General features: G+C 72.6%; 12 protein-coding genes. 10 read left to right on the forward strand and 2 right to left on the reverse strand.

What is annotated here, in order from left to right:
- Window positions 1-4: 4 nt before the first annotated feature.
- Window positions 5-910 carry a LysR substrate-binding domain-containing protein gene (locus ACZ5FU_RS07970; protein WP_451527352.1) on the reverse strand — a complete coding sequence of 302 codons (906 nt, stop codon included), beginning with the start codon at window positions 908-910 and terminating at the stop codon, window positions 5-7.
- A gap of 201 nt (window positions 911-1,111) precedes the next feature.
- Between ACZ5FU_RS07970 and ACZ5FU_RS07975 the strand changes: the two genes are divergently transcribed.
- On the forward strand, window positions 1,112-2,143 hold the full coding sequence (locus ACZ5FU_RS07975) for a bile acid:sodium symporter family protein (RefSeq protein ID WP_451527353.1): 1,032 nt from the start codon (window positions 1,112-1,114) through the stop codon (window positions 2,141-2,143).
- Window positions 2,144-2,488: 345 nt separating this feature from the next.
- Here ACZ5FU_RS07975 and fdhD read toward each other — a convergent pair whose 3' ends face one another.
- A complete protein-coding gene (gene fdhD, locus ACZ5FU_RS07980) occupies window positions 2,489-3,337 on the reverse strand; it encodes a formate dehydrogenase accessory sulfurtransferase FdhD (RefSeq protein ID WP_451527327.1) in 849 nt (282 codons plus the stop codon).
- Between the two features lie 429 nt (window positions 3,338-3,766).
- On the opposite strand from fdhD, the gene ACZ5FU_RS07985 reads away from it, so the two are divergent.
- The 9 genes from ACZ5FU_RS07985 (at window position 3,767) to ACZ5FU_RS08025 (ending at window position 17,280) form a co-directional block, all read left to right on the forward strand.
- Complete coding sequence (locus ACZ5FU_RS07985) at window positions 3,767-4,714, forward strand: beta-ketoacyl-ACP synthase III (protein WP_451776697.1); 948 nt, start codon at window positions 3,767-3,769, stop codon at window positions 4,712-4,714.
- A gap of 150 nt (window positions 4,715-4,864) precedes the next feature.
- The gene (locus ACZ5FU_RS07990) at window positions 4,865-5,542 is read left to right on the forward strand and encodes a GntR family transcriptional regulator (protein WP_451527329.1); all 678 of its coding nucleotides are present in this window, start codon (window positions 4,865-4,867) and stop codon (window positions 5,540-5,542) included.
- A 402-nt stretch (window positions 5,543-5,944) separates the two neighbouring features.
- Window positions 5,945-7,126 (forward strand): ROK family protein, encoded by a 1,182-nt coding sequence (locus ACZ5FU_RS07995; RefSeq protein ID WP_451527330.1) that lies wholly within the window; start codon window positions 5,945-5,947, stop codon window positions 7,124-7,126.
- A 257-nt stretch (window positions 7,127-7,383) separates the two neighbouring features.
- The gene (locus ACZ5FU_RS08000) at window positions 7,384-8,910 is read left to right on the forward strand and encodes a sugar ABC transporter ATP-binding protein (RefSeq protein WP_451527331.1); all 1,527 of its coding nucleotides are present in this window, start codon (window positions 7,384-7,386) and stop codon (window positions 8,908-8,910) included.
- The gene (locus ACZ5FU_RS08005; protein ID WP_469045069.1) at window positions 8,907-9,926 is read left to right on the forward strand and encodes an ABC transporter permease; all 1,020 of its coding nucleotides are present in this window, start codon (window positions 8,907-8,909) and stop codon (window positions 9,924-9,926) included. Before ACZ5FU_RS08000 ends, ACZ5FU_RS08005 begins: the two co-directional genes overlap by 4 nt.
- A gap of 17 nt (window positions 9,927-9,943) precedes the next feature.
- Window positions 9,944-10,984, forward strand: a complete 1,041-nt coding sequence (locus ACZ5FU_RS08010) for a substrate-binding domain-containing protein (protein ID WP_469045070.1) — start codon at window positions 9,944-9,946, stop codon at window positions 10,982-10,984.
- Between the two features lie 80 nt (window positions 10,985-11,064).
- Complete coding sequence (locus ACZ5FU_RS08015) at window positions 11,065-12,273, forward strand: Gfo/Idh/MocA family protein (RefSeq protein WP_468834375.1); 1,209 nt, start codon at window positions 11,065-11,067, stop codon at window positions 12,271-12,273.
- 15 nt (window positions 12,274-12,288) lie between these two features.
- Window positions 12,289-13,287, forward strand: a complete 999-nt coding sequence (locus tag ACZ5FU_RS08020; RefSeq protein WP_451776684.1) for a sugar phosphate isomerase/epimerase family protein — start codon at window positions 12,289-12,291, stop codon at window positions 13,285-13,287.
- 267 nt (window positions 13,288-13,554) lie between these two features.
- Complete coding sequence (locus ACZ5FU_RS08025) at window positions 13,555-17,280, forward strand: ThuA domain-containing protein (protein WP_469045071.1); 3,726 nt, start codon at window positions 13,555-13,557, stop codon at window positions 17,278-17,280.
- The last annotated feature ends 31 nt before the right edge of the window (window positions 17,281-17,311 follow it).

The following is a 17,311-nucleotide window of genomic DNA, read 5'->3' on the forward strand; positions in this document are numbered from 1 at the left end:
TGCCTCAGTGGCTCCCGTCCGGCCGGTCCGTGGCCGCCGGACGGGGGCCGCGCCGGTGCAGGCGGTCGCCGCCCGCCAGGATCGCCGCCGCCAGCGCGTCCGCCGCCCCCTGCGCCGCCGTCCGCCGCCGCCCGTGCACCAGGACGAACTCGACCCGGCCCAGTTCGGGCAGCCCCGCCCGTTCCGGGACCCTCACCAGGCCCGGCGGGACCAGGCCCCGCGAGTGCGCCATGACGCCCAGGCCCGCGCGGGCCGCCGCGATGAGCCCGTTCAGGCTGCCGCTCGTGCACACGATCCGCCACGCCCGCCCCTGCCGCTCCAGCGCCTCCAGGGCCAGGGCGCGGGTGATCCCCGGGGGCGGGAAGACGATCAGCGGCACCGGCCGGTCCGGGTGCAGCCGCAGCCGGTCCGCGCCGATCCACACCAGTTCGTCGTGCCGGACCAGCTCGCCGTGCGGATCCTCGGGGCGCCGCTTGGCCAGCACCAGGTCCAGTTTCCCGGCCGCGAGCCGTTCGTGCAGCGTGCCGGACAGCTCCACCGTCAGCTCCAGGTCGACCTCCGGGTGGTCGTGCCGGAAGCTTTCCAGGATCTCCGGCAACCGCGTCAGCACGAAGTCCTCGGACGCGCCGAAGCGCAGCCGGCCGCGCAGCCGCGTGCCCGTGAAGAACGCCGTCGCCTGCTCGTGCACCTCCAGGATCCGGCGCGCGAAACCCAGCATCGCCTCGCCGTCCTCGGTCAGTTCCACCGAGTGCGTGTCCCGGGTGAACAGCGTCCGCCCCGTGGCGTCCTCCAGACGGCGCACGTGCTGGCTGACGGTCGACTGGCGCAGCCCCAGCCGCCGGGCGGCCTGCGTGAAACTCAGGGTCTGGGCGACCGCCAGGAAGGTGCGCAGCTGGGACGGCTCGTACACACCGGTCACCGTACCGGTCGCCGTACCGGCAGCCGTACTGGTCAACGGGCCGGCCATCGCGTCGCGTGATCACAGTGAGAGCGGTGTACCGGATTCCCGATCACGGGGCCGAGGGGGACCATGGTCGGGGGCCCCGGCCCCGCGGCACCCGTACCGACGAGCAAGTGGAGCACCGTGAAACGCCTGCGCCGGCCCAGCCGGATGCCGATCGACCCGTACGTCCTGCTGCTGCTCGGGACGGTCGGCCTCGCGGCGCTCCTGCCGGCCCGCGGCGCCGCCGCCGACGTGGCCTCCGGCGCCTCCACGGCCGCCATCGCCTTCCTGTTCTTCCTGTACGGCGTCCGCCTGTCCACCCGGGAGGCGCTCGACGGGCTCAAGCACTGGCGCCTGCACGTCACCGTCCTCGCCTGCACCTTCGTGGTCTTCCCGCTGCTCGGCACGGCCACCCGGGGCCTCGTCCCGGTGGTCCTCACCGAACCCCTCCAACAGGGGCTGCTCTTCCTGACCCTGGTCCCGTCCACCATCCAGTCCTCGATCGCCTTCACCTCGATCGCCCGCGGCAACGTGCCCGCCGCGATCTGCGCCGGCTCCTTCTCGTCGCTGGCCGGCATCGTCGTGACACCGCTGCTCGCGGCCGCCCTGCTCGGCGGCAGCGGCGGCTTCTCCGCGGACTCGCTCGTCGAGATCGTGCTGCAGCTGCTGGTGCCCTTCGCGGCGGGGCAGGTGCTGCGCCGCTGGATCGGCGGGTTCGTCGCCCGGCACCGCAAGGTCCTCGGCCACGTCGACCGCGGTTCGATCCTCCTCGTCGTCTACACCGCGTTCAGCGAGGGCATGGTCCAGGGCATCTGGCACCAGGTCGGCCCGGCCCGGCTGGCCGCGCTGCTGGCCGTCGAGGCCGTCCTGCTCGCCGTAATGCTCGCGCTGACCTGGTACGGCGCGAAGGCGCTGCGGTTCGGCCGCGAGGACCGGATCGCGATCCAGTTCGCCGGGTCCAAGAAGTCCCTGGCCTCCGGCCTGCCCATGGCGAGCGTCCTGTTCGGCGCGCACGCCTCCCTCGCCGTGCTGCCGCTGATGCTGTTCCACCAGATGCAGCTCATGGTCTGCGCGGTCATCGCCAAGCGCCGCTCGCACGGCCCGGAGGCGACGGCCGAGACGGAGACGGGGGCGGGGGAGGCGGCCCCGGCTCCGGCGTCACGGCCCTCGGCGGCCGGCCCGGGGACGTCGCGGGACTGAGGCGGGCCCCGCACCCCGGAGGCGGAGCGGGCCGCCACGGTTCGGGAGCGCTCCCATCACCGCGCCGTACCGTCCGTGCCGGACCCGCGGGCCCGATCCGGACGAACGCCCCCAGGGCGTGTCCGCCCCTTCCCGCCGGGCGCGCGACGCCCGGCTCGGTTCCCTCACGCTCGGCTCCGCTCGCGCGGGAGGGACCCCCACCGCCGCGTCGTCGGACCACCCCGATGCATCCGGTGCACGGGCGGTCCTCCGCCGTGCGACGCTCCCCCACTGCCCGAACGGCGGGGGAGGTGCCCCCGGCACCGGACGCCGCGCGCCGATCCGACGCGCAGGGTCAGGGACTCCCTAGCCCCGCGCGGCCGCGGTCCGCAGGGCGATGCGGTCCTCGCCCGCGTACACGTTCATGGAACTGCCTCGCAGGAAGCCCACCAGCGTCAGTCCCGTCTCCGCCGCCAGGTCCACCGCGAGGGAGGACGGCGCCGACACCGCCGCGAGCACCGGGATGCCCGCCATCACGGCCTTCTGGGCCAGCTCGAACGAGGCCCGGCCCGACACGAGCAGGACCGCCCGGGACAGCGGCAGGCCGCCGTTCTGGAGGGCGCGGCCGACCAGCTTGTCGACCGCGTTGTGCCGGCCGACGTCCTCGCGGACGTCCAGCAGCTCGCCGTCCTCGGAGAACAGGGCCGCCGCGTGCAGACCGCCGGTGCTGTCGAAGACGCGCTGGGAGGCGCGCAGCCGGTCGGGGAGGACGGCGAGGAGTTCCGGTGCGATGCGGAGCGGGGGCGTGTCGGCGACCGGCCAGCGGGTCGTCGTACGCACCGCGTCCAGGCTGGCCTTGCCGCACAGGCCGCAGGACGAGGTCGTGTAGACGTTCCGCTCCAGGGTGATGTCAGGGACGGTGACGCCGGGCGCGGTCCGCACGTCGACGACGTTGTACGTGTTCGACCCGTCCGCGGTGGCCCCGGCGCAGTAGACGATGTTCTGCAGGTCGGACCCCTGCGCCAGCACGCCCTCGCTGACCAGGAAACCGGCGGCCAGGGCGAAGTCGTCGCCGGGCGTGCGCATGGTGATCGCGAGGGATCTGCCGTTGAGCCGGATCTCCAGCGGCTCCTCGGCGACCAGGGTGTCCGGGCGACTGGAGACCGCTCCGTCCCGGATGCGGAGCACCTTGCGCCGTTCGGTGACTCGTCCCATGTCGTCAGCCCCGGTTCCGTGCGTGCTGGTGGCCGAAACGGCCCTTGATGCAGAGATTGCCCGCAGGCCGCCGGGTTATCGTGCGACGAGGTGACCTGCGCGGTCCCATTGTCCCGCACGGGGTGTCCCGCACCCGCGGCGCCGGGTCGAGGACTCGTGCGGAAGGCGACGCAGCCGTTCGGCGGATAGCGGATAGGGGAGAAGGGCGTTCGTCCGGAGGCGCGGAGGGCCGGGAGGGCGTCCGTCCGGAGGGTGGGGCCGGGAAGGCGTCGGGAAAGGGAGCGGCGGGGGACGGCGGGAAGCCCGGCGGGGGATAGCGGGAAGCCGACAAGCCCGGTGCGGGTTTCCTGTCGCTTCACGTGCCCGCCTACCCGTGAGTCACTGATCAGACTGGTGGATCCCGCTACCCAAGGCAACGAGGGGACCCCCATGAACGGCTCGCGCATCACCGCCGTCGGTCACTACCAGCCCGCCCAGGTACTCACCAACGAGGACCTGGCGGAACTGGTCGACACCAATGACGAGTGGATCAGGAGCCGGGTGGGCATCCGCACGCGCCACATCGCCGGCCCCGACGAGCCGGTGGACGAGCTGGCGGGACACGCCGCCGCCAAGGCGCTCGCGGCGGCCGGGCTCACCCCCGCGGACATCGACCTGGTCCTGGTCGCCACCTCCACCGCCGTGAACCGCTCGCCCAACATGGCCGCTCGGGTCGCCGCCCGGCTCGGCATCCCCGGACCTGCCGCGCTGGACGTCAACGTGGTGTGTGCCGGGTTCACCCACACGCTCGCCACCGCCGACCACACGATCCGCGCGGGCGCCGCGACCCGCGCACTGGTCATCGGCGCCGACAAGATGTCCGAGGTGACCGACTGGACCGACCGCACCACCTGTGTCCTCGTCGGCGACGGAGCGGGCGCCGCCGTGGTCGAGGCCTGCCCCGCCGGGACCGAGCCCGGGATCGGGCCCGTGCTGTGGGGGTCGGTGCCCGAGATGGGGAACGCCGTGCGCATCGAGGGGCAGCCGGCCCGGTTCGCGCAGGAGGGGCAGAGCGTCTACCGGTGGGCCACCACCCGGCTGCCGCCGCTCGCCCGGCAGGCCTGCGAGCGGGCCGGCCTCGCCCCGGAGGACCTGGCCGCCGTCGTGCTGCACCAGGCGAACCTGCGCATCATCGAGCCCCTCGCGGCGAAGATCGGCGCCGTCAACGCCGTGGTCGCGCGCGACGTCACCGAATCGGGCAACACCTCGGCGGCGAGCATCCCGCTCGCCTTCTCCAAACTGGTGGAGCGGGGCGAGATCACCAGCGGGGACCCGGTCCTGCTGTTCGGGTTCGGCGGCAACCTGTCGTACGCGGGACAGGTCGTACGCTGCCCGTGACGGACGGTGCCGCGGATCCGGGCGGCGGTGCGACGCGGTCGGCCCCGTCCGGCCCCGTCCGCGGTGGCGTGCGGACCGGGGGCGAAGGACGACCGACCACCGGCTTTCCGGCTGCCGACGCCCGGCGCGGCCCAGGAGGGGGACCGAGCGATGCTGCCGACAGGACTGCCGCGGGGTGCGGTGCCCAGGCTCGAACGCCCCGGCCCGCTGCGGGAGCGCGTCCACGAGGCGTTGCTGGAGCTCATCACCACCCGTGCCCTGCGGCCCGGCCGGCACCTCGTCGAGAGTGAGCTCGCCGCTCACCTCGGGGTCTCACGGCAGCCGGTGCGTGAGGCGCTGCAGCGGCTGAACGCCGAGGGCTGGGTCGACCTGCGGCCCGCCCAGGGCGCGTTCGTGCACGAGCCGACCGAGGCGGAGGCCGACCAGTTCCTCACGGTCCGTACGCTGCTGGAGTCCGAGGCGGCCCGGCTCGCCGCCGCGCACGCCGACGGGGCCGGTGTCGACGCCCTCGACGAGCTGCGGGCACAGGGCGTGCTGGCGGTCGCCTCCGGCGACGTGGACCGGGCCGTCCTGCTCGACGTCGTGTTCCACGCGAAGATCGTGGAGCTGGCCGGCAACGCCGTCCTCGCCGAGCTGGCGGGGCAGGTCGACCGGCGCGCGCGGTGGTACTGCGCGCCCGTCGCCCGGCAGCGCGGTCACCGGTCCTGGACAGAGCACCGGGACCTGATCGCCGCGATCGCGGCGGGCGACGGGCGGCGCGCCGGCCGGCTGATGCGTGAGCACACGGAACACACGCGCCGCGCGTACCACGCCCGCCGGCGGGCGTAGCCGAGCGCCTCAGGCGCGTCCGGCCGCCGCCCTCGCGTCCGGCCGCCGCACCCTCGACCTGGCGCAGCCCTCGCGGCTCGGGTGCCGCCCCCGGGTCCGGGCGGCACACCCGCGTTCGGGCAGCACCCGGACCCCGCCTTCGGGCAGCACCCGGACCCCGCGTCCGGGCGGCACCCGGACCGGCCCCGTTGCCGTCGTCCCCGCCTCCACGGGGCCGTGCCCCGCGCGCCCGTGCCTCACGCGTCCTCGACGCGGCGCGGGGCGCTTCTTTGTCCTGGGAGTGGAGAAAGTCAGCGACAATCCGTGCACGACTTCTTCCCAGTCCCGGCGACCACTGCTACGTTCCCCTCGAAAGCACGACAGCAGGCGGCCGACGGAGGCGGGGAGGGGCTCGTGAGACGCATGACGGCACGACCCGCGAACGCACATCAGGCCCGGCTGCTGCGACTGTTGCGCGACGGAGGTCCCAACTCCCGCGCGCAGCTGGGCGATCAGGTCGACCTCTCACGGTCCAAGCTGGCCGTGGAGGTGGACCGGTTGCTGGAGACGGAGCTGGTCGTGGCCGACGGGCTCGCCGCCTCGCGCGGCGGCCGCCGTTCGCACAACGTCCGGCTCAATCCCCGACTCCGCTTCCTGGGTGTGGACATCGGCGCGACCTCGGTCGACGTCGCCGTCACCAACGCCGAACTGGAGACGCTCGGACACCTCAACCAGCCCCTCGACGTGCGTGAGGGACCGGTCGCGGTCTTCGAGCAGGTGCTGGCGATGGCGGCGAAGCTGAGGGCGACGGGACTCGCCGAGGGCTTCGACGGCGCCGGCATCGGCGTCCCCGGCCCGGTCCGCTTCCCCGAGGGCGTACCGGTCGCGCCACCGATCATGCCGGGCTGGGACGGCTTCCCCGTGCGGGAGGCGCTCAGCCAGGAACTCGGCTGCCCGGTCATGGTCGACAACGACGTGAACCTCATGGCGATGGGGGAGCAGCACGCGGGCGTCGCCCGCACCGTCGCCGACTTCCTGTGCGTCAAGATCGGCACCGGCATCGGCTGCGGCATCGTCGTCGGCGGCCAGGTCTACCGCGGCACCACCGGCAGCGCGGGCGACATCGGGCACATCCAGGCGGTGCCCGACGGCCGGCCCTGCGCCTGCGGCAACCGCGGCTGCCTGGAGGCCCACTTCAGCGGCGCGGCCCTGGCCCGCGACGCCGTGGAGGCGGCCCAGCAGGGCCTGTCGCCCGAACTCGCGGCACGGCTGGAGGCGAACGGCGGTCTCACCGCCGTCGACGTCGCCGCCGCGGCGGCCGCGGGCGACGCCACCGCCCTCGACCTGATCCGCGAGGGCGGCAACCGGGTCGGTCAGGTCATCGCCGGACTCGTCTCGTTCTTCAACCCCGGCCTGGTCGTGATCGGCGGCGGGGTGACCGGCCTCGGCCACACCCTGCTCGCCGCCGTCCGCACCCAGGTCTACCGCCAGTCGCTGCCCCTGGCGACCGGCAACCTGCCCATCGTCCTGGGCGAGCTGGGCCCCACCGCCGGTGTGATCGGCGCGGCCCGCCTCATCAGCGACCACCTGTTCTCCCCCGCCTAGCCACTCCGTTCGTACCGGCGCCCCGTTCCCACCCGCGCAGCCACTTCGCCCGCGCAGCCACTCCGTTCGTACCGGCCGTTCCCTCCAGTCCTCCGACGAACCCGCAGGCCCGCTCCGTACGGCACCACCGGCACCGCGCCCCGCTTCGCCCCGTCCGGCCCCGCCTCGCCCTCCGCTGCCCCGCGCCACCCCAAGAGCGCCCGATTCCTGGCGTTCTGCCCTGACTCCGGCCCGCACGCCCGCCGAGGGGAATCCACATGGCACCAGAACCACCGCTGCTCAGCATGTCCGGCATCACCAAGTCGTTCCCCGGCGTCCGGGCCCTGGACGGCGTCGACCTCGACGTCCAGGCCGGTGAAGTGCACTGCCTGCTCGGCCAGAACGGCGCCGGTAAGTCCACCCTCATCAAGGTGCTGGCCGGTGCCCACCAGCCCGACGGCGGCACCATCCGCTGGCGCGGCGAACCGGTCGTCCTGCGCTCGCCGATCGCCGCCATGCGCCTCGGCATCGCCACCATCTACCAGGAACTCGACCTGGTGGAGCACCTGTCGGTGGCGGAGAACGTCCACCTCGGCCACGAACCGACCGTCGCGGGATTCGTCGTCCGCGCAGGGACGGCCCGCCGGGCGACGCAGGCCCTGCTGCGGCGGCTCGGGCACGCGGAGATCGATCCGGCCGCTCCGGTGGGGGAGTTGTCCGCGGCCCAGCAGCAGGTCGTCTCCATGGCGCGGGCCCTCTCCCACGACGTCCGGCTGATCGTGATGGACGAACCGTCCGCCGCCCTCGACCCCGACGAGGTCGACAACCTCTTCCGCATCGTCGGCGACCTGACCGCGGACGGCGTGGCCGTCGTCCACATCTCCCACCGCCTGGAGGAGATCCGCCGCATCGGCGACCGCGTCACGGTGCTCAAGGACGGCCGGGCGGTGGCCGGCGGACTGCCCGCGAAGTCGACACCCACCCGCGAGGTCGTCGCGCTGATGACGGGCCGCGACGTCGAGTACGTCTTCCCCGAGCGGTCCGCGGCCGACGTGCCGGCGGCGGGCGGAAGGCCCCTGCTGGAGGTGCGCGGGCTCGCCAGGGACGGCGAGTTCGAGCCGCTCGACCTCGACCTGCGGCCGGGGGAGATCGTCGGGCTCGCCGGGCTGGTCGGCTCCGGCCGCTCCGAGATCCTGGAGACGATCTACGGTGCCCGGCGCCCGACGGCCGGTCAGGTCCTGCTGGACGGGCGTCCGTTGAGGCCGGGCAGCGTGCGGTCCGCCGTACGCGCCGGCCTGGGGCTCGCTCCCGAGGAACGCAAGGCCCAGGCCCTGCTGATGCTGGAGTCGGTCACCCGCAACGTCTCCGTCTCCTCCCTCTCCCGCTTCTCGCGCGGCGGCTGGATCGACCACGGCGCCGAAAGGGGCGCGGCCCGCGCGGCGATCCGTGAACTGTCGCTGCGCCCCGACAACCCGTCCGCACCGGTACGGACCCTGTCCGGCGGCAACCAGCAGAAGGCCGTCCTGGCCCGCTGGCTGCTGCGCGGCTGCCGCGTCCTGCTGCTCGACGAACCCACCCGCGGGGTCGACGTCGGAGCCCGCGCCGAGCTGTACGCGGTCGTGCGCCGACTGGCCGACGAAGGCCTCGCCGTACTGCTCGTCTCCAGCGAGGTGCCGGAGGTCCTCGGCCTCGCCGACCGGGTCCTGGTGCTCCGGGAGGGACGCGTGGTCCACACCGCGCCCGCCCGCGAACTGGACGAACACCGCGTACTCGACCTCGTCATGGAAGGAAGTCCGGCGTCATGACGCAGCCCGTCTCCCCGCCGCGGGACAGCACCGAGAAGGTGCCGTCGGCCACCGAAGCACCCGCCTGGCGCGCCGTGTTGTTCCGTGCCGACGTCCGCACGCTGTCGCTGCTCGGCGTGCTCGCCGTACTGATCCTCATCGGCGGCGTCACCAGACCGGACGAGTTCCTGGACACCCGCAACCTCCAGCTCGTCCTCACCCAGGCCTCCGTCATCGGTGTCGTCACCGTCGGCATGACCTTCGTCATCATCTCCGGCGGCATCGACCTGTCGGTCGGCGCGGTCGTCGCCCTCGCCTCGGTGTGGGCCACCACCGTCGCCACCCAGGAGTACGGCTTCGGCGGCATCCTCCTCACCGCCGTCCTCGTCGGACTGGGATGCGGCCTGGTCAACGGGGTGCTCATCGCGTACGGCGGGATGGTCCCGTTCATCGCCACCCTCGCCATGCTCGCCTCGGCCCGCGGCCTCGCCCTGCAGATCACCGACGGACGGACGCAGATCGTCACCGTCGACGGCGTCCTCGACCTCGGCGAGCGCGACTCCTACGTGCTCGGCGTCCCGCCGCTGGTCCTGGTGTTCGCCGCGGTCACCGTCATCGGCTGGCTGCTCCTCAACCGGACCACCTTCGGCCGCCGCTCCGTCGCCGTCGGCGGCAACGCGGAGGCCGCCCGGCTGGCCGGCATCGACGTACGCCGCCAGCGGCTCTACCTCTACCTGCTGTCCGGACTGTGCTGCGGCATCGCCGCCTTCCTGCTGATCGTGCTGGCCGGCTCGGGCCAGAACACCAACGGCAACCTCTACGAACTCGACGCCATCGCGGCCGCGATCATCGGCGGCACCCTGCTCACCGGGGGCCGCGGCACCATCGTCGGCTCCGTCCTCGGCGTCCTGATCTTCACCACGATCACCAACATCTTCGCCCTGAACAACCTGCAGAGCGACGTCCAGCAGATCGCCAAGGGCGCGATCATCGTCGCCGCCGTGCTGGTCCAGCGCCGTACCGCGAGCACGACCTGAAGAAGGGGTTCACCGCCATGCCAGAGTTCACCAGCCGCAGAGGACTCCTCCTCGGGGCGGCCGCCGTGTCCGCCGGCGTCCTCGTCACCGGCTGCACCAGCAACGAGTCCGGCGACGACGAGCCCGCCGCGAACGACCGGCCCGCCGCCGACGACAAGCCCGGCAAGCAGGTCACCATCGGCTTCGCCGGACCGCAGGCCGACCACGGCTGGCTCAACGCCATCAACGACAACGCCCAGAAGCGGGCGGAGAAGTACTCCGACGTCACCCTGGAGATCACCGAGGGCTCCAACGACACCGCCCAGCAGATCGGCCAGATCGAGACCCTCATCAACAAGAAGGTCGACGTCCTGGTGATCCTGCCCGCCGACGGCAAGGCCCTCACCCAGATCGGGCTGAAGGCGATGCGCGCGGGCATCCCCGTCGTCAACCTCGACCGGATCTTCAACACCCCGCAGGCGTACCGCTGCTGGGTCGGCGGCGACAACTACGGCATGGGTCTGAACGCCGGTCACTACATCGGCGAGAAGCTCAAGGACAAGCCGGACGCCAAGGTCGTCGAGCTGGCCGGCCTGGACAACCTGGAGCTGACCAGGCAGCGCACCCAGGGCTTCGACGACGCGCTGAAGAACTACCCCAACATCAAGAAGGTGGCCCGCCAGGCCGCCGAGTTCACCGTCGAGTCCGGCCAGGCCAAGACCGCCCAGCTGCTCCAGGCCCAGTCGCGGATCGACGCGCTGTGGAACCACGACGACGACCAGGGCGTGGGCGCGCTGCGCGCCATCGAGCAGGCCGGGCGCGACGAGTTCCTCATGGTGGGCGGCGCGGGCGCGCTCTCCGCCTTCCAGGCCATCAAGGCCGACGACAAAGTCCTCAAGGCCACCGTCCTGTACCCGCCGACGATGGCGGCCTCCGCGATCGACCTGGCCCGTGCCCTCGGCCAGGGCAAGGGCGTCGGCGGCCTCGCCGAGTTCGAGATCCCCTCGTCGGTGACCTGCTACTCGGCCGTCGTCGACAAGGAGAACGTGGACCGGTACATGTCCACCGGCTTCCGGTGAGGGGCCCCGCCCCACGGGCCTGACCAGCCCCCCGGGCGGGGCCCACCCCCGCCCGCCACGACGACGAGGAGGACATCCGAATGGCACAGCCCCAAGCGTCCGACGGGGCCCGCACGGGGAAGCCGCCGCTGCGCATCGGCATGGTCGGTTACGCCTTCATGGGCGCCGCCCACTCCCAGGGCTGGCGCACCGCGGGCCGCGTCTTCGACCTGCCGCTGCGTCCCGAACTGGCCGTGATCTGCGGCCGGAACGCCGACGCCGTGCGCGCGGCGGCCGACCGGCACGGCTGGACGCGGACCGAGACGGACTGGCGCGCCCTCGTCGAACGGGACGACGTCGACCTCGTCGACATCTGCACCCCCGGCGACAGCCACGCCGAGATCGCGCTCGCCGCGCTCGCCGCGGGCAAGCACGTGCTGTGCGAGAAGCCCCTCGCCAACACCGTCGCGGAGGCCGAGGCGATGACCCGCGCCGCCGAGGAGGCCGCGGCACGGGGACAGTCGGCGATGGTCGGCTTCAACTACCGCCGGGTCCCCGCGACCGCGCTGGCCCGGCGGACGGTCGCCGGGGGCCGGATCGGGAAACTGCGGCACGTGCGGGTCGCGTACCTGCAGGACTGGCTGGTGGACCCGCAGTTCCCGCTGACCTGGCGGCTGCGCCGCGAGCACGCCGGCTCCGGTTCGCTCGGCGACCTCGGCGCGCACATCGTCGACCTGGCGCAGTACCTGGCCGGCGAGCGGCTGGCGGGCGTCTCCGCGCTCACCGAGACGTTCGTGCGGGAGCGGCCGCTGCCCACCGCCCCCGGTGCCGGCCCGACCGCCGGCTCCGCCGCCGGCACCGGGCAGGTCACCGTCGACGACGCCGCCCTGTTCACCGGCCGCTTCACCTCCGGCGCCCTCGCCTCCTTCGAGGCGACCCGTTACGCCACCGGCCGCAAGAACGCCCTGCGCCTCGAACTCAACGGCGAACTCGGCTCGTTGGCCTTCGACCTGGAGCGGCTCAACGAGCTGTGGTTCCACGACGCCACCGAACCCGGCAGCCACGCCGGCTTCCGCCGCATCCTCGTCACCGAGCCCGACCACCCCTACCTGGAGGGCTGGTGGCCGCCGGGCCACGGCCTCGGCTACGAGCACACCTTCGTGCACCAGGCGCGCGACCTGGTCCACGCGGTCGCCGAGGGCCGCAGCCCCGAACCCTCCTTCGCCGACGGACTCCAGGTGCAGCGGGTCCTGGCGGCGGTGGAGGAGAGCGCCGAGAAGAACTCCCTCTACACACCGATAGCCGCCTGAGGAGGACGGACACAGATGCCGCGCGACTTCACGCTGTTCACCGGCCAGTGGGCGGACCTGCCCCTGGAGGAGGTCTGCCGACTCGCCCGTGACTTCGGTTACGACGGCCTCGAACTCGCCTGCTGGGGGGACCACTTCGAGGTGGACAAGGCGCTCGCCGACCCCTCCTACGTCACCGGACGCCACCAGCTCCTCCAGAAGTACGGACTGAAGTGCCGGGCGGTCTCCAACCACCTGGTGGGCCAGGCGGTGTGCGACGCCGTCATCGACGAACGCCACCGCGCCATCCTGCCCGCCCGCGTCTGGGGCGACGGCGAACCCGAGGGCGTGCGGCAGCGGGCCGCCGCCGAGATCGCCGACACCGCGCGCGCCGCGGCCCTCCTCGGCGTCGACACCGTCGTCGGCTTCACCGGCTCCGCCATCTGGCACCTGGTGGCCATGTTCCCGCCCGCTCCCGAGGCCATGATCGAGCGCGGCTACGAGGACTTCGCCGAGCGCTGGAACCCCGTCCTCGACGTCTTCGACGCCGAGGGCGTGCGGTTCGCGCACGAGGTCCACCCGGGCGAGATCGCCTACGACTACTGGACGACCGTACGCGCCCTGGAAGCGGTCGGCCGCCGGCCGGCCTTCGGCCTCAACTTCGACCCCAGCCACTTCGTGTGGCAGGACCTCGACCCGGTCGGCTTCCTGTGGGACTTCCGCGACCGGATCTACCACGTCGACTGCAAGGAGGCCCGCAGGCGCCTCGACGGCCGCAACGGCCGCCTCGGCTCCCACCTGCCCTGGGGCGACCCGCGCCGCGGCTGGGACTTCGTCTCCGCCGGCCACGGCGACGTCCCCTGGGAGGACGTCTTCCGGATGCTGCGCTCGATCGACTACCGCGGCCCGGTGTCCGTGGAGTGGGAGGACGCCGGCATGGACCGGCTCCAGGGCGCCCCCGAGGCCCTGAAGCACCTCAAGGCCTACGACTTCGAGCCGCCCGGCGCGTCCTTCGACGCCGCGTTCACCAGCTGAGCCGCGCCCGACGGCAGGCCGGGGACGGGGACCGGCACATCCGCCGGCCCCCGGATCCGACCTGCCCCCGTCCCGCTCCGTCCTGAGCCGGGGAGGGACCGACCGGTCCCGCTCCCGGGGGCGTTCGCTCCGCGCGGACGCGGCTGACGTTCCCGAAGAGTCCAGGACACCCACGCCTCCGGGGTGACGGCGCACCCCGGCGCCCGCACGCACCACATCTCCCCGCACCTGTTCCGTACGGCCCCACCCCGTCACCGGAGGGACTTCGTGCACAGAAGCAGACTCACATCCACCCGCACCACGAGGCGTCGTCCAGGGCTTCACACCGGTCTCGCCCTGCTCACCGGCCTGCTGCTGGCCGTGGGCACCCCGGCGACCGTCGCCGGCGCCCACCCCGGCCACCCGGAGCACGACGAACCGGCAGCCGCCGAAGGGCAGTTCCAGCAGGTACCGCTCGCCAAGGGCGAACCCGAGACGGGCGAGCCGATGTCGCTCGCCGTGCTCCCGGACCGCAGCGTCCTGCACACCTCGCGCGACGGCACGCTGCGCCTCACCGACCAGGGCGGCGTCACCAAGGTCGCCGGCAGGCTCGACGTCTACAGCCACGACGAGGAGGGCCTGCAAGGCGTCGGCATCGACCCGGACTTCGAGGACAACCGGGCGATCTACCTCTACTACGCCCCGCCCCTCGACACCCCCGCGGGCGACGCCCCGGAGACCGGCACCGCCGAGGACTTCAAGAAGTTCGACGGCGTCAACCGCCTCTCCCGGTTCGTCCTCAAACCCGACGGCACCCTGGACCCGGCCAGCGAGAAGAAGGTCCTGGACGTCGCGGCCTCCCGCGGCACCTGCTGCCACGTCGGCGGCGACATCGCCTTCGACGCCGAGGGCAACCTCTATCTGTCCACCGGCGACGACACCAACCCCTTCTCCTCCGACGGCTACACGCCGATCGACGAGCGGGCGAACCGCAACCCGGCCTTCGACGCCCGCCGCAGCTCCGCCAACACCGACGACCTGCGCGGCAAGATCCTCCGCATCAAGGTCGCCGAGGACGGCTCGTACACCGTCCCGGAGGGCAACCTCTTCGCCCCCGGCACCGAGAAGACCCGCCCCGAGATCTACGTGATGGGCTTCCGCAATCCGTTCCGGATGAACATCGACAAGAAGACCGGCATCATCTACGTGGGTGACTACGGCCCCGACGCCGGCGCCGCCGACCCGAACCGGGGCCCGGCGGGACAGGTCGAGTTCGCCAAGGTCACCGGGCCCGCCAACTTCGGTTGGCCGTTCTGCACGGGCGACAACGACGCCTACAACGACTACGACTTCGCCACCGGCGCCTCCGGCGGGAAGTTCGACTGCGCCGCCCCGAAGAACACCTCGCGCCACAACACCGGACTCGTCGACCTGCCGCCCGCGCAGGCAGCCTGGATCCCCTACGACGGCGGCTCCGTCCCCGAGTTCGGCAGCGGCTCCGAGTCCCCGATGGGCGGCCCGGTCTACCGCTACGACCCCGAGCTCGACTCCTCGGTGAAGTTCCCCGAGGCCTACGACGGCGACTTCTTCGCCGGCGAGTTCGGCCGCCGCTGGATCAAGCGGATCGAGCAGACCGAGGACGGACCCGGCGGCACGGTCGCGAAGATCAACAACTTCCCGTGGACCGGCACCCAGATCATGGACATGGAGTTCGGCCCCGACGGCGCGCTCTACGTCCTCGACTACGGTTTGTCCTGGTTCCAGGGCGACAAGGACTCCGCGCTGTACCGGATCGAGAACGCCGAGGACGGCTTCTCCCCGATCGTGGAGGCCGGCGCGGACAGGACGTCCGGCGCGGCCGGGCTGAAGGTCGGATTCACCGGCAGCGCCAAGGACGCCGACTCCCCGGACCTCACCTACAGCTGGGACTTCGGCGACGGCACCAAGGGCGAGGGACTCACCCCCACCCACCGCTACAAGAAGGTCGGCACCTACCACGCCACCTTCACCGCGAAGGACCCCGAGGGCAACACCGGCAACGCCGGCGTCCGGATCGTGGTCGGCAACACCCAGCCCACGGTGAAGATCACCGTGCCGGGCAACGGCAGCCTGGCCGCCTTCGGCGAGCCCGTCCCGTTCAAGGTGACCGTCACCGACCCCGAGGAGACCGTCGACTGCTCCAGGGTCAAGGTCGCCTACAGCCTCGGCCACGACTCCCACGCCCACGAGCTGACCAGCGAGACGGGCTGCGAGGGCACCCTCGAGCCGCCCCCCGGGGACGGCGGTCACGACCCCAACGCCAACATCTACGGTGTCGTCGGCGCCAGTTACACCGACGGCGGGGCGAACGGCCAGGAGGCACTGACCGGCACCGCCCGCTCCGTGCTCCAGCCGCTGCACCGCCAGGCCGAGCACTTCGGCGCCCAGCAGGGCGTGTCGGTGATCGACAAGAGCGGCGCCAACGGCGGCAAGACCGTCGGCGACATCGACGACGGCGACTGGATCTCCTTCAGCCCCTACCGGTTCGAGGGCCAGAAGAAGATGACCGTACGGGCCTCCTCCGGCGGCGCGGGCGGCTTCGTCGAGCTGCGCACCGGCTCGCCCACCGGAACGCTGCACGGCTCGGCGTACATCCCGCCGACCGGCGGCTGGGAGACGTTCCAGGACATCGACGTGCCGCTGCGGTCGCTGCCGAGGAAGACCACGGAGGTCTACCTGGTCTTCCGGGGCGGCGAGGGCGCGCTGTACGACATCGACGACTTCGAGTTCTCCACCGAGCCGTTCACGGCCGGCAAGAAGGTCCTGGTCTTCTCGAAGACGGCCGGCTTCCGGCACGACTCCATCCCGGAGGGCGTCGCCGCGCTGAAGGAACTCGGCGCCCCGGCAGGCATCTCGGTCACGGCGACCGAGGAGGCCCGGCAGTTCACCACCGCCAACCTCGCCAAGTACGACGCGGTCGCCTTCCTGTCCATCACCGGTGACGTCCTCGACGCCGACCAGCAGAAGGCGTTCGAGGACTACGTCAAGAACGGCGGCGGCTACCTCGGCATCCACGCCGCCGCCGACACCGAGTACGACTGGGAGTTCTACGGCGGCCTCGTCGGCGCCTACTTCGACTCGCACCCGGCCGTCCAGAAGGCCACCGTACGCGTCCACGACCACGACCACCCGTCCACCGCGCACCTGGGCGACACCTGGGAGCGCACCGACGAGTGGTACAACTACCGCACCAACCCGCGCGGGCAGGCCAAGGTCCTCGCCACCCTCGACGAGACCACCTACAGCGGCGGCACCATGAAGGGCGACCACCCGATCGCCTGGTGCCAGAGCTACGGCGGCGGCCGCTCCTTCTACACCGGCGGCGGCCACACCAAGGAGTCGTACGCCGACGAGGCCTTCCGGACCCATCTGCTCGGCGGCATGCAGTACGCCACCGGACAGGTGAAGGCGGACTGCAAGCCGGACAAGGGCTACCGGCAGATCTTCAACGGCCGGACCCTGGACGGCTGGAAGCAGGCCGGCCCCGGAAAGTTCGACGTCAAGGACGGCACCCTGGAGTCCGAGGGCGGCATGGGCCTGCTCTGGTACCAGGCCAAGGAGCTGAAGTCGTACTCCCTCAAGCTCGACTGGAAGATGCGGGGCGACGACAACTCCGGGATCTTCGTGGGTTTCCCGGCGTCCTACGACCCCTGGTCCGCGGTGGACAAGGGCTACGAGATCCAGATCGACGCCACGGACGCGGCCGACCGCACCACCGGATCCGTCTACTCGTTCAAGTCGGCGAACATCAAGGCCCGTGACCAGGTCCTGCGTCCGCCCGGCCAGTGGAACTCCTACGAGATCAAGGTCCAGGGCGAACGCCTCCAGGTGTTCCTCAACGGAGTCAAGATCAACGACTTCACCAACAAGGACCCCGGGCGGAGCCTGACCGACGGCTACATCGGCCTGCAGAACCACGGCGCCGGCGACCAGGTCTCCTTCCGCGACATCCAGCTGAAGGAACTGCCCTCCTAGGGCGACCGGAACGGCGGCGGGCGGAGGACGC

Source organism: Streptomyces sp. NPDC031554 (genome assembly GCF_055580685.1).

Excerpts from the sequence above, each read along its gene's own strand:
- ACZ5FU_RS07975 (WP_451527353.1), top strand. The coding sequence starts at position 1,112 with ATGCCGATCGACCCGTACGTCCTGCTGCTGCTCGGGACGGTCGGCCTC.
- fdhD (WP_451527327.1), bottom strand. The coding sequence starts at position 3,337 with ATGGGACGAGTCACCGAACGGCGCAAGGTGCTCCGCATCCGGGACGGA.
- ACZ5FU_RS07985 (WP_451776697.1), top strand. The coding sequence starts at position 3,767 with ATGAACGGCTCGCGCATCACCGCCGTCGGTCACTACCAGCCCGCCCAG.
- ACZ5FU_RS07990 (WP_451527329.1), top strand. The coding sequence starts at position 4,865 with ATGCTGCCGACAGGACTGCCGCGGGGTGCGGTGCCCAGGCTCGAACGC.
- ACZ5FU_RS07995 (WP_451527330.1), top strand. The coding sequence starts at position 5,945 with ATGACGGCACGACCCGCGAACGCACATCAGGCCCGGCTGCTGCGACTG.
- ACZ5FU_RS08000 (WP_451527331.1), top strand. The coding sequence starts at position 7,384 with ATGGCACCAGAACCACCGCTGCTCAGCATGTCCGGCATCACCAAGTCG.
- ACZ5FU_RS08005 (WP_469045069.1), top strand. The coding sequence starts at position 8,907 with ATGACGCAGCCCGTCTCCCCGCCGCGGGACAGCACCGAGAAGGTGCCG.
- ACZ5FU_RS08010 (WP_469045070.1), top strand. The coding sequence starts at position 9,944 with ATGCCAGAGTTCACCAGCCGCAGAGGACTCCTCCTCGGGGCGGCCGCC.
- ACZ5FU_RS08015 (WP_468834375.1), top strand. The coding sequence starts at position 11,065 with ATGGCACAGCCCCAAGCGTCCGACGGGGCCCGCACGGGGAAGCCGCCG.
- ACZ5FU_RS08020 (WP_451776684.1), top strand. The coding sequence starts at position 12,289 with ATGCCGCGCGACTTCACGCTGTTCACCGGCCAGTGGGCGGACCTGCCC.